The organism is Blastococcus sp. TF02A-35 (genome assembly GCF_004571075.1).
Classification (GTDB): domain Bacteria; phylum Actinomycetota; class Actinomycetes; order Mycobacteriales; family Geodermatophilaceae; genus Blastococcus.
Map to the genome: position 1 here is coordinate 1 of NZ_SPQP01000039.1, position 20,565 is coordinate 20,565.

20 protein-coding genes and 3 tRNA genes are annotated in these 20,565 nt (G+C 73.3%); 6 read left to right on the forward strand and 17 right to left on the reverse strand.

From position 1 onward, the window contains the following. Positions 1–677: aconitase family protein (locus tag E4P43_RS15995; RefSeq protein ID WP_245159180.1), on the reverse strand; the 677-nt coding region annotated here is incomplete at its 3' end. Positions 678–754: 77 nt separating this feature from the next. On the opposite strand from E4P43_RS15995, the gene E4P43_RS16000 reads away from it, so the two are divergent. Next, positions 755–1,456: an IclR family transcriptional regulator gene (locus E4P43_RS16000; RefSeq protein WP_135146451.1), complete on the forward strand. Its 702-nt coding sequence runs from the start codon at positions 755–757 to the stop codon at positions 1,454–1,456. On the opposite strand, the gene E4P43_RS16005 is transcribed toward E4P43_RS16000, so the two are convergent. From E4P43_RS16005 to E4P43_RS16050, 10 genes are all read right to left on the reverse strand, one after another. Continuing rightward, positions 1,453–1,719, reverse strand: coding sequence for a hypothetical protein (locus E4P43_RS16005; protein WP_209313919.1), 267 nt, complete (start codon positions 1,717–1,719; stop codon positions 1,453–1,455). The two genes, E4P43_RS16000 and E4P43_RS16005, sit on opposite strands and share 4 nt — an antisense overlap. Before the next feature lie 11 nt (positions 1,720–1,730). Further along, complete coding sequence (locus E4P43_RS16010) at positions 1,731–3,395, reverse strand: sodium:solute symporter family protein (RefSeq protein WP_135146453.1); 1,665 nt, start codon at positions 3,393–3,395, stop codon at positions 1,731–1,733. Positions 3,396–3,419: 24 nt separating this feature from the next. Next, positions 3,420–4,586 (reverse strand): galactokinase, encoded by a 1,167-nt coding sequence (gene galK, locus E4P43_RS16015; RefSeq protein ID WP_135146454.1) that lies wholly within the window; start codon positions 4,584–4,586, stop codon positions 3,420–3,422. Next, complete coding sequence (galT, locus tag E4P43_RS16020) at positions 4,583–5,668, reverse strand: galactose-1-phosphate uridylyltransferase (RefSeq protein WP_135146455.1); 1,086 nt, start codon at positions 5,666–5,668, stop codon at positions 4,583–4,585. The genes galK and galT overlap by 4 nt, the downstream gene beginning before the upstream one ends. Before the next feature lie 127 nt (positions 5,669–5,795). Then, positions 5,796–5,868: transfer RNA gene (locus E4P43_RS16025), tRNA-Glu, on the reverse strand. A 110-nt stretch (positions 5,869–5,978) separates the two neighbouring features. Further along, positions 5,979–6,051, reverse strand: a tRNA-Glu gene (locus tag E4P43_RS16030). Between the two features lie 34 nt (positions 6,052–6,085). Continuing rightward, positions 6,086–6,157: transfer RNA gene (locus E4P43_RS16035), tRNA-Gln, on the reverse strand. Between the two features lie 79 nt (positions 6,158–6,236). Further along, the gene (locus E4P43_RS16040) at positions 6,237–7,355 is read right to left on the reverse strand and encodes a CPBP family intramembrane glutamic endopeptidase (RefSeq protein WP_135146456.1); all 1,119 of its coding nucleotides are present in this window, start codon (positions 7,353–7,355) and stop codon (positions 6,237–6,239) included. Then, positions 7,352–8,842 carry a glutamate--tRNA ligase gene (gltX, locus tag E4P43_RS16045; protein ID WP_135146457.1) on the reverse strand — a complete coding sequence of 497 codons (1,491 nt, stop codon included), beginning with the start codon at positions 8,840–8,842 and terminating at the stop codon, positions 7,352–7,354. Before gltX ends, E4P43_RS16040 begins: the two co-directional genes overlap by 4 nt. Further along, a complete protein-coding gene (locus tag E4P43_RS16050; protein WP_135146458.1) occupies positions 8,839–9,651 on the reverse strand; it encodes a fumarylacetoacetate hydrolase family protein in 813 nt (270 codons plus the stop codon). Before E4P43_RS16050 ends, gltX begins: the two co-directional genes overlap by 4 nt. A gap of 42 nt (positions 9,652–9,693) precedes the next feature. Here E4P43_RS16050 and E4P43_RS16055 point away from each other — a divergent pair, with 42 nt between their 5' ends. Genes E4P43_RS16055 through E4P43_RS16065 form a run of 3 tightly spaced genes read left to right on the forward strand, consistent with a single transcriptional unit; the run spans position 9,694 to position 11,166 of the window. Beyond that, complete coding sequence (locus E4P43_RS16055; protein WP_135146459.1) at positions 9,694–10,080, forward strand: VOC family protein; 387 nt, start codon at positions 9,694–9,696, stop codon at positions 10,078–10,080. Positions 10,081–10,087: 7 nt separating this feature from the next. Next, positions 10,088–10,423, forward strand: a complete 336-nt coding sequence (locus E4P43_RS16060) for a putative quinol monooxygenase (protein ID WP_135146460.1) — start codon at positions 10,088–10,090, stop codon at positions 10,421–10,423. Between the two features lie 29 nt (positions 10,424–10,452). Continuing rightward, a complete protein-coding gene (locus E4P43_RS16065; RefSeq protein ID WP_280791016.1) occupies positions 10,453–11,166 on the forward strand; it encodes a glutamine amidotransferase in 714 nt (237 codons plus the stop codon). A 12-nt stretch (positions 11,167–11,178) separates the two neighbouring features. Here E4P43_RS16065 and cimA read toward each other — a convergent pair whose 3' ends face one another. Beyond that, a complete protein-coding gene (cimA, locus tag E4P43_RS16070; protein WP_135146461.1) occupies positions 11,179–12,777 on the reverse strand; it encodes a citramalate synthase in 1,599 nt (532 codons plus the stop codon). A gap of 194 nt (positions 12,778–12,971) precedes the next feature. On the opposite strand from cimA, the gene E4P43_RS16075 reads away from it, so the two are divergent. Further along, positions 12,972–13,355, forward strand: a complete 384-nt coding sequence (locus tag E4P43_RS16075) for a hypothetical protein (protein WP_135146462.1) — start codon at positions 12,972–12,974, stop codon at positions 13,353–13,355. A gap of 1 nt (position 13,356) precedes the next feature. Here the strand turns inward: E4P43_RS16075 and E4P43_RS16080 are convergent, their stop codons facing one another. After that, complete coding sequence (locus E4P43_RS16080; protein ID WP_135146463.1) at positions 13,357–14,379, reverse strand: 3-isopropylmalate dehydrogenase; 1,023 nt, start codon at positions 14,377–14,379, stop codon at positions 13,357–13,359. A 16-nt stretch (positions 14,380–14,395) separates the two neighbouring features. Next, the gene (serA, locus tag E4P43_RS16085; RefSeq protein ID WP_135146464.1) at positions 14,396–15,997 is read right to left on the reverse strand and encodes a phosphoglycerate dehydrogenase; all 1,602 of its coding nucleotides are present in this window, start codon (positions 15,995–15,997) and stop codon (positions 14,396–14,398) included. Between the two features lie 191 nt (positions 15,998–16,188). Between serA and E4P43_RS20890 the strand changes: the two genes are divergently transcribed. Then, entirely contained in the window at positions 16,189–16,842 is a 654-nt protein-coding gene (locus tag E4P43_RS20890) for a DUF805 domain-containing protein (RefSeq protein ID WP_209313921.1), read from the forward strand. 59 nt (positions 16,843–16,901) lie between these two features. Here E4P43_RS20890 and ilvC read toward each other — a convergent pair whose 3' ends face one another. The 3 genes from ilvC to E4P43_RS16105 all read right to left on the reverse strand — a co-directional run bounded on the left by ilvC (position 16,902) and on the right by E4P43_RS16105 (position 20,402). Beyond that, positions 16,902–17,930, reverse strand: coding sequence for a ketol-acid reductoisomerase (ilvC, locus tag E4P43_RS16095; protein WP_135146465.1), 1,029 nt, complete (start codon positions 17,928–17,930; stop codon positions 16,902–16,904). Between the two features lie 61 nt (positions 17,931–17,991). Next, positions 17,992–18,519 carry an acetolactate synthase small subunit gene (ilvN, locus tag E4P43_RS16100; protein ID WP_113799115.1) on the reverse strand — a complete coding sequence of 176 codons (528 nt, stop codon included), beginning with the start codon at positions 18,517–18,519 and terminating at the stop codon, positions 17,992–17,994. A 14-nt stretch (positions 18,520–18,533) separates the two neighbouring features. Then, the gene (locus E4P43_RS16105; RefSeq protein WP_135146466.1) at positions 18,534–20,402 is read right to left on the reverse strand and encodes an acetolactate synthase large subunit; all 1,869 of its coding nucleotides are present in this window, start codon (positions 20,400–20,402) and stop codon (positions 18,534–18,536) included. Positions 20,403–20,565 lie beyond the last annotated feature (163 nt).

Consider the following 20,565-nt stretch of genomic DNA (forward strand, 5'->3'; position numbering starts at 1 on the left):
GCCTCGATCGACATGTTGCAGATCGTCATGCGGGCCTCCATCGACAGCGCCTCGATGGCGCTGCCGCGGTACTCGATGACGTGGCCGGCGGCGCCGTTGGTGCCGATCTGCGCGATGACGGCGAGGATGATGTCCTTCGCCGAGACGCCCGGGGCCAGCTCCCCGTCCACGGTCACGGCCATCTGCCTCGGGCGGTACTGCGGCAGCGTCTGGGTGGCCAGCACGTGCTCGACCTCGCTGGTGCCGATGCCGAACGCGAGGGCGCCGAAGGCACCGTGGGTCGAGGTGTGGCTGTCGCCGCAGACGATCGTCATGCCGGGCTGGGTGAGGCCGAGCTGCGGGCCGATCACGTGCACGATGCCCTGGTCCCGGTCGCCCATCGGGGCCAGCCGGATGCCGAACTCCTGCGCGTTCTTCCGCAGCGCGTCGACCTGCGCCCGGCTGATCGGGTCGGCGATCGGCTTGAGGATGTCCAGCGTCGGGACGTTGTGGTCCTCGGTGGCCATGGTGAGCTCGGGGTGGCGCACCGTCCGCCCGGCCGCGCGGAGACCGTCGAAGGCCTGCGGGCTGGTCACCTCGTGCACGAGGTGCAGGTCGATGTAGAGGAGGTCCGGCTCGCCCGGGGTGCTGCGCACCACGTGCGCGTCGTAGACCTTCTCGGCCAGGGTCTTCGGCACGGTTCGTCCTCTCGACTGGCAACCCGCCCGGGTGATCGCGGTAGCGGTCTCACCCAGTGGGATGCGAGTATTGCTGTGTGGGACAGCCTAACCCGGTAGCGGTTCTGGACAAAGCGGTGTCGATCCTCCACGCCGTGGCGCAGGAGCCGGCGACCCTCGCCGAGCTCGTGACGCGCACCGGTCTGCCGCGCGCGACGGCCCACCGGCTGGCCGTCGCGCTGGAGGGCCACCGCCTCGTGCGCCGGACCGACGGCGGCAGCTGGGCCCCCGGCCCGGCGCTCGCCGAGCTGGGCCGCGGTACCGCCGACATCGGCGAGATCGCCGGCCGGCACCTGGTCACCCTGCGCGACGCCACCGGCGAGAGCGCGCAGTTCTACGTACGCGACGGCGCCACCCGCGTGTGCGTGGCCGCCGCCGAGCGCACCAGCGGCCTGCGCGACACCGTCCCGGTCGGGGCCCGGCTGCCCATGACCGCCGGGTCCGCGGCCCACGCGCTGCTTGCGTTCATGCCGGCCGACGAGGTCAACCGGCTGCTGCCCAACGCCAGCTTCACCGCCCGCACGCTGCTCGACGTCCGCCGCCGCGGCTGGGCGCACAGCGTGGCCGAGCGCGAGGCCGGCGTCGCCTCGCTGTCCTCCCCCGTCCGCGACGGCACGGGCGCGGTGCTCGGCGCGGTCTCCATCTCCGGGCCGGTCGAGCGGCTGGGCCGCCGGCCCGGCGTGGAGGTCATCGGCGCCGTCCTCGACGCCGCGGCCGCCATCTCCCGGGCGGCCCGCTAGCCGTCCCGGCCGGTGCCCTCCTCGTCCCGCGCGGGCGGCTGCACCACGGTGGGGCGCAGCCGCGACCACAGGGCGAAGGCGGCCGCGACCACCAGCATGCCGATGCCGGCCCACAGGTTCGCGTTGACGCCGCCGGTCTTCTCCATCACCTCGGCGGAGTCGTCGAGCAGCCCCACGACGACGAGCACGACCCCGTAGAGGCCGATCAGCTCGGCGATGACGTTGCGGACGTCGAAGGCGCCCGCCTTCTGGCCCTTGCTCACGGGTTCTCCCCTCACCGGAAGATGATGTTCAGGACGACGACCAGGGCCAGCGCGACCCCGGCCAGCGGCACCGGCGAGCGGTACCAGGGCAGCCTGTGCGCGTCGGGGTCGGTGCGCACCTCGCGCGGCGTCTCCGAGTAGACGAGCCCGGCCAGCTCGGACACCGGCTTGGGCGCCGTGACCCGGCTGACGACGACGCTGACCACGATGTCGACGACGAACGCGGCGCCGGCGGCGACGAAGGCACCGCCCTGGCCGGGCAGGTCGAGAACCCCCGTCTCCACGAGCACGAACACCGTGACCGCCGCGGCCGTGCCCGAGACCAGCCCCGCCCAGCCGGCCGTCGGCGTCATCCGCTTCCAGAACATGCCGAGGATGAACGTCGCGAACAGCGGGGCGTTGAAGAACCCGAACAGCGTCTGCAGGTAGTCCATGAGGTTGCTGTAGCCCGCGGCGATCAGCGCCGTCCCGATCGCGGCGACGGTGGCCCCGACGGTCGCCCAGCGCCCGACCTTCAGGTAGTAGCCGTCGGGCCGGTCCTTCTTCACGTACTGCTGCCACAGGTCGTAGCTGAAGACGGTGTTGAACGAGGAGATGTTGGCCGCCATGCCCGCCATGAAGGCGGCCAGCAGCCCGGCCAGGGCCACGCCGAGCAGGCCGTTGGGCAGCACGTCCCGGATCAGCAGCAGGATCGCGTTGTTGTAGTCGAAGTCGGCGTCGGCGTTCGCCTTGGCCTCGATGACCTCGGGCACCAGCACCGTGGCGATCAGGCCCGGGATCACCACGATGAACGGGATGAACATCTTCGGGAAGGCCCCGATGATCGGCGTGCTGCGCGCGGCCGACATCGAGTTGGTGGCCATCGCCCGCTGCACCTCGACGAAGTTCGTCGTCCAGTAGCCGAAGGAGAGCACGAAGCCCAGGCCGAAGACGATGCCGATGGCCGACCACACCGGGTTCTCGAAGCCGGAGAGCTCGGTCGCCGGCCAGGAGGACAGCTGCTCCTCACCCCCGGACGCGGTCACCTTGTCGACCAGCCCCCCGACGCCGCCGACCCGGTGCAGGCCGATCAGGGTCAGGGGCAGCAGCGCGGCGACGATGACGAAGAACTGCAGCACCTCGTTGTAGATCGCCGCGGAGAGGCCGCCGAGGGTGATGTAGCTGAGCACGACCGCGGCCGCGACGATCAGCGAGACCCACAGCGGCCAGCCGAGCAGCGCGTTCACGATGGTGGCCAGCAGGTACAGGTTGATGCCGGCGATGAGGACCTGGGCGACGGCGAAGCTGAGGGCGTTGACCAGGTGGGCGCCGGTGCCGAACCGGCGGCGCATGAACTCCGGGACGCTGCGGACCTTCGACCCGTAGTAGAAGGGCATCATCACGACGCCCAGGAAGAGCATCGCGGGGATGGCGCCGATCCAGAAGTAGTGCATGGTGGCCATGCCGTACTGCGCGCCGTTGGCCGACATCCCGACGATCTCGACCGCGCCCAGGTTGGCCGAGATGAACGCCAGGCCGGTGACCCACGCCGGCAGCGACCGGCCGGACAGGAAGAAGTCCAGGCTGTCGGACACGCGGCGGCGGGCGGCGACGCCGATCAGCAGGACGACGGCGAAGTAGGCCGCGACCAGGGCGTAGTCGACGAAGGAAGCATCGAGCTTCAGCTGATCGTCCACGGGCTCCTCTTCTCAGGATGCAGTTCAGGCCAGGCGTCGGGCGCCGGCGGAGGGGACGACGACGAAGGTGCGCGGGGCGGGTGCGGCCTCGCGCGCGAAGCGTTCGGTGACGGCGGCGCCCACGGCGTCGACCGCCGCGGCGTCGACCAGCGCGACGACGCTGCCGCCGAAGCCCCCGCCGACCATGCGGGCCCCGTGGGCGCCGGCGGCCAGGGCGGCGTCGACGCAGGCGTCGACCAGCGGGACCGACACCTCGAAGTCGTCGCGCAGCGAGACGTGCCCGGCGGTGAGCACGGGGCCGACGGCCCGCGGGTCGGCGTCCTCCCGGAGCGCGGCGACCACCTCGAGGACGCGGGCGTCCTCGGTGACGACGTGCCGCGCGCGCCGGAGGCGGACGGCGCCCTCGGGCGTTCCGTCGTCGAGCGCGTCCAGCGCGGTGACGTCGTCGACCTCGCGCAGGAGGGGCACGCCCAGGCGGGCGGCGGCCTCCTCGCACTCCCGGCGCCGGTCGCGGTAGCCGCCCTCGGCGTGGTCGTGGGTGGTGCCGGTGTCGACCACCAGCAGGGCGAGGCCGGCAGCGGCGAGGTCGAGCGGCACCTGCTCGCGGGTGCCGTCGCGGGTGTCGAAGAAGAGGGCGTGGCCGGCCGTGCACAGGACCGACGCCGACTGGTCGAGGACCCCGGTGGGCGCGCCGACGAAGTCGTTCTCGGCCCGGCGGGCGACGTCGACGAGTGCGTCGGCGTCGAGGTCCAGGCCGAGCAGGTCCCGCACGGCGAGCGCGACGGAGCACGACAGCGCCGCCGAGGAGGACAGCCCCGCACCGGAGGGGACGTCGCCGTCGACGAGGACGCTGAGCCCTCCGGCCGCGTGGTCGGCGAGGGCGTGCACCACGCCCGCCGGGTAGCCGGCCCAGCCCCCGGGCCGGCCGGGCGCGAGGTCGGCCACGGGGACCTCGACGTCCTCGCCCGGGTGCTGCACGGAGGCCAGCGCGAGCACGCCGTCCGCGCGGCGGGCCACGGCGGCGCGGGTGGTGTGCGGGAGGGCGACGGGCAGGACGAACCCGCCGTTGTAGTCGGTGTGCTCGCCGATGACGTTCACCCGCCCGGGCGCGGCCCACACGCCCTCGGGCTGCCGCCCGAACCGCTCCGCGAAGGCCTCGGCAGCGGTGCGCGCGGCGTCGGCGTCGCTCACCACGTGACGGCCCGCAGCTGCTCGGCGACGTCCTCGGGGTTGGTGTCGGTGATGAACGCGCCCATGCCCGACTCCGAGCCGGCGAGGTACTTCAGCTTCCCCGGGGCGCGCCGCAGCGAGAACAGCTGCAGGTGCAGCCACCAGTCCTCGCGCGCCTGCGCCGGGGCCTGGTTCCACGAGGCGATGTAGGGCATGGGGGTGTCGAAGCGGTGCGCGAAGCGGCCCAGGACGTCGAGGTAGACCTCGACGAAGGCGTCCCGCTCCTCGCCGGTCAGCGCCGGCAGGTCGGCGACCCGGCGGTGCGGGAACAGCTGCAGTTCGTAGGGCCAGCGGGCGGCGGCCGGGACGAACGCCGTCCAGTGCTCGTTCGTGGCGACGACCCGGGGGCCGGAGCGCTCGGCGGCGAGCACGTCGGCGAACAGGTCCCCGCCGGTGGCCTCGCGGTGCCGCTGCACCGAGCGCAGCACGGCGGCCACCCGCGGCGTCACGAACGGGTAGGCGTAGATCTGCCCGTGGGGGTGCGACAGGGTCACCCCGATCTCCTCGCCGTGGTTCTCGAAGCAGAACACCTGCTGCACGCCCTCGACCGCCGACAGCTCCGCGGTGCGCTCGGCCCACACGTCGACCACCAGCCGGGCGCGCTCGGGCGGCAGCTCGGCGAAGTCTCGGTCGTGCTCGCTGGTGAAGCAGACGACCTCGCAGCGGCCGAACCCCGGGCGCAGCTCGGCCAGCGGGTTGCCGGGGACGGTGGGGGCCACGTCGCGCGCGACGTCGATGGCCAGCGACGGGAACCGGTTCTCGAAGACCACCACCTGGTAGTCGCTCTCCGGGACCTCCGTGGGCCGGCCCGGACGCGACGGGCACAGCGGGCACTGGTCGGCCGGCGGCAGGAAGGTGCGCGTCTGCCGGTGCGCGGCGACGACGACCCACTCCCCCAGCAGCGGGTCGAACCGCAGCTCCGACCGCGTGCTCACCGCCGGGAGGTCCCGCGTGTCGCGGGCCTGGCGGACCGGGGCGTCGCGGTCGTCGTCGAAGTAGAGGATGTCGCGCCCGTCGGCCAGCTGACGGGTCGTGCGGATCACGCGTCGACCACCTTCCCGCCGACGTCACCGTGCGTGACCGGCGGATCGACGGTAGTCCCGGTCGTGATCATGGGCCACCGGAGACGGCGAGAGCCCCCGACCGGGTGGTCGGGGGCTCTCGGTCGCGTAGCCCCGAAGGGATTCGAACCCTCGCTACCGCCGTGAGAGGGCGGCGTCCTAGGCCGCTAGACGACGGGGCCGTGCAGTGAGCATTTTGCCATGCCGGGATCGCGCCCCGGCACCGGGGTCCGGGAACGTCCCCCGGAAAGGCGAGAGCCCCCGGCCTGGTGGCCGGGGGCTCTCGGTCGCGTAGCCCCGAAGGGATTCGAACCCTCGCTACCGCCGTGAGAGGGCGGCGTCCTGGGCCGCTAGACGACGGGGCCGTGCTGGTGGTGCAAGAGGAACCAGGCTTCCTCGCTGGGGTACCAGGACTCGAACCTAGACTAACGGAACCAGAAACCGTCGGGCTGCCAATTACCCCATACCCCATGGGTGAGCACCTCGCGGTGCCGTCGAAGACTCTACCTGACGTGCTGCGGGGCCGTCGCACCACCCCCCGGCCGGCGGGTCAGGCCGCCGGGACCGGGGGCGGGAGGAAGGGGCCGCGCAGGTCCTGGGCGGCCGTGCGCGTCTCCGGGTGCGCCCCGCGGCGCCAGCGGGCCACGAGCGCGACGTAGGCCGCTGTCCCGGCCAGCCCGATGAGCAATGGCCAGGGGCCGGCCCCCTCGGGGACCGACTCCGTCGCCACTCCCCCGCCCAGCAGGCCGGCGGCCAGGAACACCACCACGTTGTTGACCACGTGCAGCACGATCGCGGCCTCCAGCCCGCCGGTCAGCCACACCACCGCCGACGCGGCCAGGGCGAAGGCGAACCGGTCGAGGAAGGTCACGAGGTCCGGCGGCAGGTGGGCGAGGGAGAACACCGCGCCGGTGACCAGCGCGGCCACGACCGCCCCGGCCGCCGGGCTGCGCACCCAGCCGGCGACGGTCTGGCTGAGGTAGCCGCGGAACAGGTACTCCTCCGCCGCGGACTGCAGCGGGGTGGTCAGCAGGACGACCGCGAGCAGCCACCCCCAGCCGGCCACCGGACCCTCGACCTCGCCCTCCCCCGTCGCCAGGTCGAGCGCCAGCGCGAGGCCGATGGCCAGGCCGAGCGAGACGAGCGCCAGCAGCGTGAGCCGGGGCAGCAGCCGCCAGCGCAGCCGCCCGAGCACCGACGACGACCAGCCCGGCCCCATGGAGTGGGCCACGGACCAGGCCAGCCACACGACGGGGATGCCGAGGGCCAGGGCCAGGTTGGTGACCAGCAGGACGAGGGGGTCGGTGAGGTCGCCCATCGCCAGGTCGGCGCTGGTCCCGGTGACGACGGCGACGGCCCCGAGGAACCCGCCGGCGACGAGGAAGCACGCCGCCAGCAGGAGCAGCCCGACGAGCGGCCGCCACCACGCCCAGCCCCGGGCACGCATGGCGTGCAGGTAGGGCTGCGGCTCGTCGTGCGGCGGCGTCCCGGGCGGCGGCGCCCAGGCCACCTGGGGCGGGCCGCCGGAGGGCCACGGCGGCGCCCACGGCGGGACCGCGTACGCGACCGGCCAGGGGGCCGGGGGCGGCTGGTCGGGTCCGGGTCGCGCGAACGGTGGCGGACCGGCGTACGCGTCCTCCGGCCCGACCCCGGTCCCCGGCAGGCTCATCCCGCCGTCGCCACCCCGCGGGCCGCGGCGAGCCGGGCCAGCGTGCGCTCCCGGCCCAGCAGCTCCATCGACTCGTACAGTGGCGGGGAGACGGTCCGCCCGCTCACCGCCACGCGCACCGGGCCGAACGCCTGGCGCGGCTTGATGCCCAGGCCCTCGACGAGCGCGTCCTTGAGCGCCTGCTCGATGGCCGGCGTGCTCCAGTCGGCCAGCTCGCCCAGCGCCGCGGTGGCGGCGTCCAGCACCTGGACGGCGCTCTCACCGGAGAGCTGCTTGTCCGCCGCTGCGGGCTCGATCTCGACGTCGTCGACGAACAGGAAGCGCAGCAGCCCGACCGCCTCGGACAGCACGACCATGCGCTCCTGCGCGAGCGGGGCGATCGCGCGCAGCACCCGGTCCTGCTCGGCCGTCGGCGGCTCGGCGACGAGCCCCTCGGCGGCCAGGTAGGGCACCACGCGGTCGACGAACTCCTCGACCGGCAGCGCCCGCAGGTGGGTGGCGTTGATCGCCTCGGCCTTCTTCAGGTCGAAGCGCGCCGGGTTGGGGCTCACGCGGGTGACGTCGAAGGCCTCGACCATCTCCTGCACCGAGAAGATGTCGCGGTCCTCGGCGATCGACCAGCCCAGCAGCGCCAGGTAGTTGGCGAAGCCCTCGGGCAGGAAGCCGCGGTCCCGGTACACGTCGAGGTTGGACTGCGGGTCGCGCTTGGACAGCTTCTTGCTGCCCTCGCCGGTCACGTACGGCAGGTGCCCGAACCGCGGGGTGCCCTGGGCGACGCCGATGTCGGTGAGCGCCGCGTACAGCGCGATCTGCCGCGGCGTCGAGGGCAGCAGGTCCTCCCCGCGCAGCACGTCGGTGATCCGCATCAGCGCGTCGTCGACGGGGTTCACGAACGGGTACAGCGGCGCCCCGTTGCCGCGGACCAGGACGAAGTCGGGGACCGAGCCGGCGGCGAAGCGGATCTCCCCGCGCACCAGGTCGGTCCAGACCAGGTCCTCGTCGGGCATCTTCAGGCGGAGCACCGGGGAGCGGCCCTCGTCGCGGAAGGCGGCCTTCTGCGCGTCGGTGAGGAAGCGGTCGGCGTTGTCGTAGCCGAGCTTGGGGTCCTGGCCGGCGGCGCGGCGGCGGGCGTCGACCTCCTCGTTCGTGGAGAAGGACTCGTAGGCGTGCCCGGCCTCGACCAGCTTGGCCGCGACCTCGCGGTAGATGTCGTGCCGCTCGGACTGCCGGTACGGGCCGTGCGGGCCGCCGACCTCGGGGCCCTCGTCCCAGGTGAGCCCCATCCAGCGCAGGCAGTCCAGCAGGTGCCGGTAGGACTCCTCGGAGTCCCGCGCGGCGTCGGTGTCCTCGATCCGGAAGACGAACGTGCCACCGCTGTGCCGGGCGTGCGCCCAGTTGAACAGCGCGGTGCGCATCAGGCCGACGTGCACCATCCCCGTCGGGGACGGGCAGAACCGGGTGCGGACCTCGCCGGCGGGCGTGGTCACAGGCCACCACCCGCGGTGGAGACGGGGTCGGCGGAGCTGACCGAGCTGGTCAGCGTGCCCAGGCCCTGGATGGCGCACTCGACCTGCTGGCCGGCGCGGATCGGGCCGACGCCCGACGGGGTGCCGGTGAGCACGACGTCGCCGGGCAGCAGCGTCATCACGCGGGAGATGTAGGAGATCAGGGTCGGGATGCCGAAGAGCAGCTGGCTGGTCCGGCCGCTCTGCCGGAGCTCGCCGTCGACGCTGCAGGTGATCTCCAGGTCGGCGGGGTCCAGGCCCAGGCCGGGCAGGTCGGTCTCGATCCAGGGCCCGAGCGGGCAGAACGAGTCGAAGCCCTTCGCCCGGGTCCACTGGCCGTCGCTCTTCTGCATGTCGCGCTCGGTGACGTCGTTGCCGATCGTGAAGCCGAAGATGCTCGCCATCGCCTGCTCGGGGCTGACGTTGCGGGCCCCCCGGGCACCGATGACCACGGCCAGCTCGACCTCGTGCTGCACGTTGGTGCTGCCCGGCGGGATGCGGATGGCGTCGCCGGGGCCGATCACCGACGTCGAGGGCTTGAGGAACAGCATCGGCTCCTTCGGAGCGTCACCGGTGTTCATCTCCTTCACGTGCTCGGCGTAGTTCTTGCCGACGCACACCACCTTGCTCGGCAGGATCGGCGAGAGCAGCCGGATGTCGGCCTGGGCGAAGCGGGCGCCGGTGAAGGAGATCTGGCCGAAGGGGTGGCCCTCGATCTGGGCGACCTGGCCGTCCCCGTCGAGGACGCCGAAGGACATGCCCTGCTGGGAGGCGAAACGGACGATGCGCACAGGGCGAGGTTAGCCGCGACCGGATCTGCCTACCGTGCGCCCATGGCCTGCCGCTTCTCCGAGCTCGTCGTCGACAGCCGCGACCCCGAGTCGCTCGCCGCCTTCTGGGCGGCGGTGCTCGGCTACCGGGTCCTGGGCCGGGAGGAGGACGGCGCCGTCGAGATCGGCCCGGAGGCCGGCTTCGGCGGCCCCGCGCCCACCCTGGTCTTCGCCCCGGTCGCCGACCCGACACCCGGGAAGGTCCGGCTGCACATCGACGTCAACCCCACCGACCGGGACCAGGAGGCCGAGCTGCAGCGGCTGCTCGGCCTGGGTGCCGTGCCGGCCGACGTCGGCCAGTCCGCCGAGCACGGCTGGCACGTGCTGCGCGATCCCGAGGGCAACGAGTTCTGCCTCCTGAGGAGCCGGCTGGAGCCGTGGCCGGCCTGACGGGAGAATGGGCGGCGTGATCCTCATCGTCGTGAAGATGCCCATCCGTCCCGAGCGTGCCGACGAGTGGGCCGGCCTGGCCGCCGACTACGCCCGCGCCGTGAACGCCGAGGAGGGCTCGCTCTTCTTCGAGTGGTCCCGCAGCATCGAGGAGCCCGACACCTGGATCTGCATCGAGGGCTTCCGCGACGCCGACGCGGGCGCGGCGCACGTGGCCACGGACGCCTTCAAGCAGTTCGTGGAGAAGGGCCCCGACCTGGTCTCGGCGCAGCCGCAGATCATCTACGTCGACGCGCCCCAGGTCCCCGGCTGGGGACCGATGGGCGAGATCCAGCCCCGCTGAGCACCGGCGGGCCCGGGCGGCCGTTCCTGCTGCTGTCGACCCGTCCCGAGGACGAGGCCGCCGACCAGGAGTACGCGTCGTTCCTGCGGGCCACCGGGCTGGCCCGCGACCGCCTGCACCGCATCCGGCTCGAGGCCGCTCCCCTGCCGGCGCTCGACCTCGACGCGTACGCCGGCCTCCTGCTCGGCGGCAGCCCGTTCAACTCCAGCGACCCGCCGGAGGAGAAGCCGCCGGTGCAGCTGCGGGTGGAGCGCGAGCTCGGCGCCCTCCTCGACGACGTCGTGGCGCGGGACGTGCCCTTCCTCGGCGCCTGCTACGGCATCGGGACCCTGGGCACGCACCAGGGCGGCGTCGTCGACCGCACCTACGGCGAGCCGGTCTCGGCGGTGGACGTCGTCCTCACCGGCGAGGGGCGGGAGGACCCGCTCCTCGCCGGGGTGCCCGAGCGCTTCGGCGCCTTCGTCGGGCACAAGGAGGCCTGCCGGGTGCTCCCGCCGGGTGCGGTGCTGCTGGCGTCGTCGGCGAGCTGCCCGGTCCAGATGTTCCGCGTGCGGCGGAACGTCTACGCCACGCAGTTCCACCCCGAGCTCGACGTCCCGGGGATCGTGCAGCGGGTGCGCATCTACCAGCACGCCGGCTACTTCCCGCCGGCCGAGGTCGAGGAGGTCATCGCGCGCCTGACGCCCGCGGTGGTCACCCATCCCGCACGCGTGCTGGCGAACTTCGTCGCCCGCTACGGCTGAGGAGCAGGCGCGCTAGGGCCTGGGCCGGCGCACGACGGCGTAGGTCAGCGCGTCCACCAGCGCGTGCCAGGACGCCTCGACGACGTTGTCGTGCACGCCGACCGTCGTCCACTCCCCCACGCCGTCGGTGGTGTCGATGAGCACCCGGGTCGTGGCGCTCGTGCCGCTGCGCCAGCCCAGGATGCGGACCTTGTAGTCGGCCAGCGACACGTCGGCCAGCTGGGGGTACCGGCCGACCAGCGCCTGGCGGAGCGCGTTGTCCAGCGCGTTCACCGGGCCGTTGCCCTCGCCGGTGCTGATGACCCGCTCGGTGGTCCCGTCGGGGTTGGGCAGGTGCACCTTGACCGTGGCCTCGCTGACCACCACGCCGTTGCCCCAGTGCTCGACGGAGGTCCGGTAGCTCTCCAGCTCGAACAGCGGCGCCGGGGCGTCGGGCAGCTGGGCGCGCAGCAGCAGCTCGAAGGAGGCGTCGGCGGCCTCGAACGACCACCCGTCGGCCTCGAGCACCTTCACCTGGTCCACGACCCGGCCGATCGCGTCGCCCTGGCCGCTCAGGTCGACCCCGAGCTCCCGGCCCTTCAGCTCGACCGAGGCGCGCCCGGCCATCTCGGTGACCAGGATGCGCATGTCGTTGCCCACGACCGCCGGGTCGAGGTGGTTGTACAGCTCCGGGCTGACCTTGATGGCGCTGGCGTGCAGCCCCGCCTTGTGCGCGAACGCCGAGGCGCCGACGTAGGGCTGGTGGTCGTCGGGGGCGATGTTGGCCAGCTCGGCGATCGCGTGGCTGACCCGCTGCAGCTCGGGCAGGCACTCGGCCGGGACCGCCGGGATGCCCATCTTGGTCACCAGGTTGGCGATCAGCGCGAAGGTGTCGGCGTTCCCGGCCCGCTCGCCGTAGCCGTTCGCCGTCCCCTGCACGTGGGTGACGCCCGCCTCGACCGCGGCGAGGGTGTTGGCGACCGCGCAGCCGGTGTCGTCCTGGCAGTGGATGCCGAGCTTCCCGGTGGTGCGCGCCCGCACGTCGGCGACCACCCGGCCCACGCCCATGGGCAGCATGCCGCCGTTGGTGTCGCACAGGACGCCCACCTCGGCGCCGGCCGCGAACGCCGTCTCCAGGACGCGCACCCCGTAGGCGGGGTCGGCGGCGTACCCGTCGAAGAAGTGCTCGCAGTCGACGAAGACCCGGCGGCCGTGGTCGACCAGGTGGGCGACCGTGTCGGCCACCATCGCCAGGTTCTCCTCCGGCGTGGTGCGCAGCGCGTCGCGCACGTGCCGCACGTCGGACTTGGCGACGAGGCAGACCACCGGCGTCCCGGCGTCCAGCAGCGCCCGGACCTGCGGGTCGTCCTCCACCCGTACCCCGGCCTTGCGGGTGGCGCCGAACGCGACCAGCTGCGCGTGCTGCAGCTTGAGCTCGGTGCGGGCCCGGGCGAAGAACTCGGTGTCCTTGGGCAGCGCCCCCGGCCACCCGCCCTCGATGAAGCCCACGCCGATCTCGTCGAGCAGCCGGGCGACCGCGAGCTTGTCGGCGACCGAGTAGCTGATGCCCTCGCGCTGGGCGCCGTCGCGCAGCGTGGTGTCGAAGACGTGGAACTCGGGGTCGGTCTGCACGAGGCGCTCCTCGGATCGGGTGGGCGAACGTCCCGGAAAGCAAAAAGACCCCCCGGGTACGGGAGGTCTGCGCGCAGTCGGGAGGGACTGCGCGCTAGGCGATGATGATCGTGCCACGGGTGCTCATCGCCGACGAGTAAAGCACGGCCGGAAAACGGCGTGAGCTCCGCGCCGGGCGCTGGGAGGCTGCGCCGGTGATCCCCAGCGGCTGGACCCCCGTGCACCGCGCCGACGGCGAGCAGGTGGGCTGGCTGGCCACCGACGGCCGGCCGCACCTCCTGACCGGCGCGCCCGTCCGGGGGGCCGGCTCCCCCGGCGAGGCCGCCGAGGTCCTGCGCGCCCGGGGCCTGGCCGCCCTCGACCGCCGCTGGTGGGCCCGGCTGCCCACGCCGCTCCCGCGCGGGACGTTCCCGGCCGGGCAGCCCGCGGCGGACTGGACGTGGCAGCCCGTGGTGCTGGTCGAGTCCTCCCGCGCCGGCTGCACCGTGCGGCCGGAGTGGCCCGCCCCGGGCGAGACCGGGCGGGCCCTCCTGCCGGTGCCGGTCGGCGACCTCCTGCGGGAGGAGCCGCCCGGCTGAGTCAGCCGCCGGCGAGCGCGGCGAGGCGGTCGCCGACGTCGGTGGTGCGGATCGGCGCCTGCGGGTCGCGGGTGGAGAGGTCGAAGGCGACCGCGGCGTCGACCTTGCGGGCCTGCTCCGTCCGGCCCAGGTGCTGCAGCAGCAGGCCGACCGACAGCACGGTCGCGGTCGGGTCGGCGATGCCCTTGCCGGCGATGTCGGGCGCGGAGCCGTGCACGGGCTCGAACATGCTCGGGTTGGTCCCCGAGGCGTCGAGGTTCCCGCTCGCGGCCAGGCCGATGCCCCCGGTCACCGCGGCGGCGACGTCGGTGACGATGTCGCCGAACAGGTTGTCGGTGACGATGACGTCGTAGCGGCCCGGGTCGGTGATGAAGAACATCGAGGCGGCGTCGACGTGCTGGTAGGCGACGGTCACCTCGGGGAACTCGACCGACACCTCCTCCACGACCCGCGACCAGAGCCCACCGGCGTGGGTGAGCACGTTGGTCTTGTGGATCAGGGTCAGGTGCTTGCGCGGTCGTGCCGCGGCGCGCTCGAACGCGTACCGGACCACCCGCTCGACACCGAAGGCGGTGTTCAGGCTGACCTCGGTCGCGACCTCCTGCGGGGTGTCCTTGCGCAGGACGCCACCGTTGCCCACGTACGGGCCCTCGGTGCCCTCGCGCACGCACAGCATGTCGATCGGGCCGGGCGAGGCCAGCGGGCTGCGCACACCGTCGAACAGCCGGGCCGGGCGCAGGTTCACGTGGTGGTCGAGCTCGAAGCGCAGCCGCAGCAGCAGCCCGCGCTCGAGGATGCCCGGCGGCACGCTGGGGTCACCGATCGCGCCGAGCAGGATCGCGTCGTGCTGGCGCAGCTCGTCCAGGACGGTGTCCGGCAGCAGCTCGCCGGTCCGCTGCCAGCGGGTGGCACCGAGGTCGTAGGGCGTCGTCTCCAGGTCGGGTGCGACCGCGCGGAGGACCTTGAGGCCCTCCGCCACGACCTCGGGCCCGATGCCGTCTCCAGGGATCACTGCCAGGCGCATGGGAGGGAACCCTAGGTCAGAGCGTGGTGAGGTCGGCGGCCCGGGCGGCGCGGGCGCCGATGCGCTCCGCGATCGCCTCGAGGAGCTCGGGGGCCACGGGGCTGTCGACGGTGACCGCCATGAGCGCCTCGCCGCCGTCGCTCGCCGGGCTGACCTGCGCTCCGGCGATGTTGATGCCGGCCTCCCCGAGAGCCGCGCCCACGGCGCCCACGACACCCGGCCGGTCCGCGTAGGTGAAGAAGAGCAGGTTGCCCGAGGCGGCGAGGTCGATCTCGAAGCCGGCCACCTCGGTCAGCCGCGGCACCTGGTTCTTGCCGAACAGGGTGCCGGAGACGGCGACGGGACGGCCGTCGGCCATGGCGCCGCGCAGGGTGACCAGGTTCCGGTAGGTCGGGCTCTCCGGGTCGGTGGTGAGGGCGACGTCCAGCCCCCGCTGCTCGGCGAACAGCGGCGCGTTGACGTAGGTGACCTGCTCCTCGACGACGTCGGAGAACACGCCCTTCAGCGCGGCCAGCTGCAGCACCGAGGCGTCGAACTCGGCCAGCTTCCCGCGCACGTCGACGGTGACCGACTGCGCGAGGCCCCCCGCGACGGCGGTGAACACGCGGCCCAGCTTCTCGGCGAGCGGGAGGCCCGGGCGCACGTCCTGGGCGACGACGCCGCCGGCCTGGACGTTGACGGCGTCGGGGACGAACTCGCCCTGCAGGGCCAGCCGGACCGAGCGGGCGACGGCGGCGCCGGCCTTGTCCTGCGCCTCGGTGGTGGACGCGCCCAGGTGCGGGGTGACGACGGTGTTGGGCAGCCCGAACAGCGGGCTGTCGGTGCACGGCTCCTTGGCGTAGACGTCGATGCCCGCCGCGCCCACCTGCCCGGACCGCAGCGCCTCGGCGAGGGCCGCCTCGTCGACGAGGCCACCCCGGGCGGCGTTGACGATGATCACGCCCCGCTTGGTCGTGGCCAGCTCCGCAGGCCCGATGAGCCCGAGGGTCTCGGGCGTCTTCGGCAGGTGGATGGTGATGAAGTCGGCCTGCTGGAGCAGCTCCTCCAGCGACACCATGCGCACGCCCAGCTGGGCCGCGCGGCCGGGCTGGATGTAGGGGTCGTAGGCGATCAGCTCGACGTCGAAGGCGGCCAGCCGCTGGGCGACCAGCTGGCCGATGCGGCCGAGCCCGACGACGCCGACGGTCTTCTCGGTCACCTCGACGCCGGTGAACTTCGAGCGGGCCCACTTCCCCTCGCGCAGCGAGGCGTCGGCCGCCGGGATGTGGCGGGCGGCGGCCAGCAGCAGCGCGACGGCGTGCTCGGCGGCGCTGACGATGTTCGAGGTGGGCGCGTTGACGACCATGACGCCGCGCTCGGTCGCGGCCGGGACGTCGACGTTGTCCAGGCCGATGCCGGCGCGGGCGACGACCTTGAGGTTCGGCGCCGCGGCCAGAGCCTCGGCGTCGATCTGCGTCGCGCTGCGGATCATCACCGCCGCCGCGTCGGCGAGCGCGGGCAGCAGCGCGGACCGGTCGGCACCGTCGACATGACGGATCTCGACGTCGGTCCCGAGCACCTCCAGCACACTCGGCGCGAGCTCTTCGGCGATCAGGACGACGGGCGCGGTCGTGGTCACGGGCACACAGCCTAGGGAGCGCGGGGCCGCAGGCTCCGACGCCCCCTGCCCGGGTGCTCCGCGGTGCGGTCACCGGACCGGGTGACCTTGGTTTCGGGCCTGTCGCGTCTCCCCACCACCGTGTGACGGCCACTACGATCCGCATCCCGGATGCCACCACGGGCAGCCGACCACCAGGAGGAACGCGGCAGATGACCAACCCGACCGACCCCTACGGGAGCGACCCGAACGGCGGCGCCCAGGGGCAGCCCGGCTGGGGCACTCCTCCGCCGCCGCCCCAGGGGCAGCAGCCCGGGTACGGCGCTCCCGGCTACGGCCAGGGCGCCCCCGGCTACGGGCAGGGCGCCCCCGAGTACGGCCAGGGCGCCCCCGGCTACGGCCAGGCTGCCCCCGGCTACGGCCAGGGCGCTCCCGGCTACGGCCAGGGCTACGCGCCGGCGCCGTCCTACGCCGGTGGACAGCCCTACGCCCCGCCGACGATGCCGCTCCCGGACGCCGTGCGCAGCGTCCTCACCCAGTACGCCGGCTTCTCCGGGCGGGCCCGGCGGTCCGAGTACTGGTGGTTCGCCCTCTTCAGCTTCGGTGTGTCGGTCCTGGCGAGCGCCATCGACGCGATGATCGGCGCCAGCGTCGTGAGCCTGATCGTCTCGCTGGGCCTGCTGATCCCGAGCCTGGCGGTCGGCGTGCGCCGGCTCCACGACACCAACCGGTCCGGCTGGTGGCTGCTGATCGCCCTCGTCCCGCTCGTGGGCGCGATCGTGCTGATCGTCTTCTTCTGCACCGACAGCGAGCGCGGCCCGAACCAGTGGGGCCCCTCGCCGAAGTACCAGCCGGCCGGTTACTGACCGGTCCGGTAGAGGACGCGCGACGGCCCCGCTGCGGAAGCAGCGGGGCCGTCGTCGTCTCAGCTGCGGGCGGCGGTGCCGGTGTAGTCGTCCGACGCCGAGACCCAGCTCATCAGGCCGCGGAGCTTGCGCCCGGTCTCCTCGATCGGGTGCGCCTCGGCGGCGGCCCGCTTCGCCTTGAAGTCCGGCGCGCCGGCGTCCTGGTCGGCGATGAAGGCCGCGGCCCAGGAGCCGTCCTTGATCGCGCCGAGGACCTCCTTCATCGACTCCTTGACGCGCGCGTCGATGACCTTCGGGCCGGAGGTGTAGTCGCCGTACTCGGCGGTGTCGGACACCGACCAGCGCTGCTTGGCGATGCCGCCCTCGTACATGAGGTCTACGATGAGCTTCAGCTCGTGGAGGCACTCGAAGTAGGCGACCTCGGGCTGGTAGCCGGCCTCGGTCAGCGTCTCGAAACCGGCGGTGATCAGCGCGCTGGCGCCACCGCAGAGGACGGCCTGCTCACCGAAGAGGTCGGTCTCGGTCTCCTCGGCGAAGGTCGTCCTGATGACGCCGGCGCGGGTGCCGCCGATGGCCGCCGCGTAGGAGAGGGCCAGCTGCAGGGCCGAGCCGCTGGCGTCCTGCTCGACGGCGACGAGGCAGGGCACGCCCTTGCCGTTCTCGAACTCGCGGCGAACCAGGTGGCCCGGGCCCTTGGGGGCGACCATGGCGACGTCGACGCCGGCCGGGGGCTTGATGTAGCCGAAGCGGATGTTGAAGCCGTGGCCGAAGAACAGCGCGTCGCCGTCCTGCAGGTTCGGCTCCACGGACTCCGCGTACAGCGTCCGCTGCACGTGGTCCGGCGCCAGTATCATGATCAGGTCGGCCTCGGCGGAGGCCTCGGCCGGCGTGACGACCCGCAGGCCCTCGGCCTCGGCCTTCGCGCGGCTCTTGGAGCCCTCGGGGAGGCCGACGCGCACGTCGACACCCGAGTCGCGCAGCGAGAGCGCGTGGGCGTGGCCCTGGCTGCCGTAGCCCAGGACGGCGACGGTGCGCCCCTGGATGATGGAGAGGTCGGCGTCGCTGTCGTAGAAGATCTCGGCGGCCATGCGGTGGGACTTCCCTTCGGTGGTTTCTCGGTAGGTCGTTGCGTGTGGGGGCCCGGCGGCGTCAGGCGCTGCGCTCGACCGGGCGCAAGGTACCGGCGCCGGACATCGCCCGCGGCCCCCGGCCCAGGGCGACGGTGCCCGACTGCGCCATCTCCTTGATGCCCAGCGGTGCGAGCACCGCCAGCAGGGCCTGGAGCTTGTCCGGCGTGCCGGTCGCCTCCAGGGTCACGGTGTCGGTGTTGACGTCGATCACGCGGGCCCGGAAGAGCTCGGCGGTCTGCAGCACCTGGGTGCGCTCGGCCAGGGGCGCGCGGACCTTCACCAGCAGCAGCTCGCGCTGGACGGCGGCCCCGCCGTCCAGCTCGACGATCTTGATGATCTCGATGAGCTTGTTGAGCTGCTTGGTGATCTGCTCCAGCGGCTGGCTCTCCGCGTCGACGACGATCGTCATGCGCGAGAGGTCGGGGTTCTCCGTGGGGCCGACGGCGAGGGACTCGATGTTGAAGCCGCGGCGGCTGAACAGCGCCGAGACGCGGGCGAGCACACCGGACTTGTTCTCGACGAGGACCGAGAGCGTGTGGCGGGTCATCTGAGTCGTCTCCTTCAGACCTGGCCGTCGCCGAAGACCGGGCGCAGGTCGCGCGCGGCCAGGATGGCGTCGTTGCTGGCGCCCGCGGCGACCATGGGCCACACCTGGGCGTCGGCACCGACGACGAAGTCGATGACGACGGGGGCGTCGTTGATGGCCATGGCCTTCTCGATGACGGCGTCCACGTCGTCCTTGCTCTCGCAGCGCAGGCCGACGCAGCCCAGCGCCTCGGCCAGCGCCACGAAGTCGGGGATGCGGACGGGCTTGGGGGTGCCGTCGGCCTCCTGCGCGTGCAGCTTGGTGTTGGAGTAGCGGCCCTCGTAGAACAGGGTCTGCCACTGGCGCACCATGCCGAGGTTGCCGTTGTTGATGACGGCGACCTTGACCGGGATCCCCTCGATGGCGCAGGTGGCCAGCTCCTGGTTGGTCATCTGGAAGCAGCCGTCGCCGTCGATCGCCCAGACGGTGGTCTCCGGGCAGCCGTACTTCGCGCCCATGGCGGCGGGGACGGAGTAGCCCATCGTCCCGAGGCCACCGCTGTTGAGCCAGGTGCCCGGCTTCTCGTACTTGATGAACTGCGCGGCCCACATCTGGTGCTGGCCGACGCCGGAGGTGTAGATCGCGTCCGGGCCGGCGATGGCGCCCAGCCGCTCGATCACGTACTGCGGGGACAGCGCCCCGTCCTCGGGCCAGTCGTAGCCGAGCGGGTAGCGCTCCCGCCAGTCGTCGAGCTGCGCCCACCAGGCCGCGAGGTCGGGGGTCCGGCCGGCGGCGTGCTCGGCGCGGAGGGCCTCGACCAGCTGGGCGATGGTCTCCTTGGCGTCACCGACGATCGGCACGTCGGCCTTGCGGTTCTTGCCGATCTCCGCCGGGTCGATGTCGGCGTGGACGACCAGCGCCTCGGGCGCGAAGCTCGACAGCTCACCGGTGACCCGGTCGTCGAAGCGGGCGCCGAGGGCGACGATGACGTCGGACTTCTGCAGCGCCGTCACCGCGGCGACCGTGCCGTGCATGCCGGGCATGCCCAGGTGCTGCGGGCTGCTGTCGGGGAAGGCCCCCCGGGCCATGAGGGTCGTGACGACCGGCGCGCCGGTGAGCTCGGCCAGCTCGGCGAGCTCCTCGGTCGCCTGCGCCTTGAGCACGCCGCCGCCGACGTACAGCACCGGGCGGGAGGCACCGGCGATCAGCGTCGCGGCCTCGCGGACCTGCTTGCCGTGCGGCCGGGTGGTCGGCTTGTAGCCCGGCAGGTCCATGCGCGGCGGCCAGGAGAAGTCGGTGGTGGCCTGGAGGACGTCCTTGGGGATGTCGACCAGGACCGGGCCGGGACGGCCGGTGGAGGCGAGGTGGAAGGCCTCGGCGATCCGCTGCGGGATCTCCGCGGCCGAGGTGACCAGGAAGTTGTGCTTGGTGACCGGCATCGTGATGCCGCGGATGTCCGCCTCCTGGAAGGCGTCGGTGCCGATGGCCGCGCTGGGCACCTGCCCGGTGATGGCGACGATCGGGACCGAGTCCATGTAGGCGTCGGCCAGCGGCGTGACCAGGTTGGTGGCGCCGGGGCCGGAGGTCGCCATGCAGACGCCGACGCGGCCGGTCGCCTGCGCGTACCCGGTGGCGGCGTGGCCGGCGCCCTGCTCGTGCCGGACGAGCACGTGGCGCACCGCGGAGTCGAACAGCGGGTCGTATGCCGGCAGGATCGCGCCGCCGGGGATGCCGAAGACCACGTCGACGCCGACGGCCTCGAGGGAGCGGACCAGGCTCTGCGCGCCGGTGATGCCGGCGGCGGGCTCGGCGGCGCTCTCCGCGACGGACCGGGCGGTCGTCTCGACGCCGGTGAGTGCTTCGGCCGCCTCGCGGGTGGCGGCCTCGTTCGGGGTGGTGGTCATCGCGCGGGTCTCCTGTGCCTTGCGGCGTGGTACGGGCTGGTGCGACGGTCAGCGTGCTCGCTGTGCGCCAGGTCACGGCCAACAAAAAACCCCTCGTGCCACGGGCACGAAGGGTCAGCGCGTCGGTCGGTGACCGGACGCGCTACGCGAGTACGAGGACGCC

Bases quoted from the DNA above. Each gene is read 5' to 3' on its own strand.
- E4P43_RS16060 (WP_135146460.1), top strand. From the start codon at position 10,088: ATGGGCGGCGTGATCCTCATCGTCGTGAAGATGCCCATCCGTCCCGAG.
- E4P43_RS16055 (WP_135146459.1), top strand. From the start codon at position 9,694: ATGGCCTGCCGCTTCTCCGAGCTCGTCGTCGACAGCCGCGACCCCGAG.
- E4P43_RS20890 (WP_209313921.1), top strand. From the start codon at position 16,189: ATGACCAACCCGACCGACCCCTACGGGAGCGACCCGAACGGCGGCGCC.
- E4P43_RS16105 (WP_135146466.1), bottom strand. From the start codon at position 20,402: ATGACCACCACCCCGAACGAGGCCGCCACCCGCGAGGCGGCCGAAGCA.
- ilvC (WP_135146465.1), bottom strand. From the start codon at position 17,930: ATGGCCGCCGAGATCTTCTACGACAGCGACGCCGACCTCTCCATCATC.
- E4P43_RS16080 (WP_135146463.1), bottom strand. From the start codon at position 14,379: ATGCGCCTGGCAGTGATCCCTGGAGACGGCATCGGGCCCGAGGTCGTG.
- E4P43_RS16040 (WP_135146456.1), bottom strand. From the start codon at position 7,355: ATGAGCCTGCCGGGGACCGGGGTCGGGCCGGAGGACGCGTACGCCGGT.
- ilvN (WP_113799115.1), bottom strand. From the start codon at position 18,519: ATGACCCGCCACACGCTCTCGGTCCTCGTCGAGAACAAGTCCGGTGTG.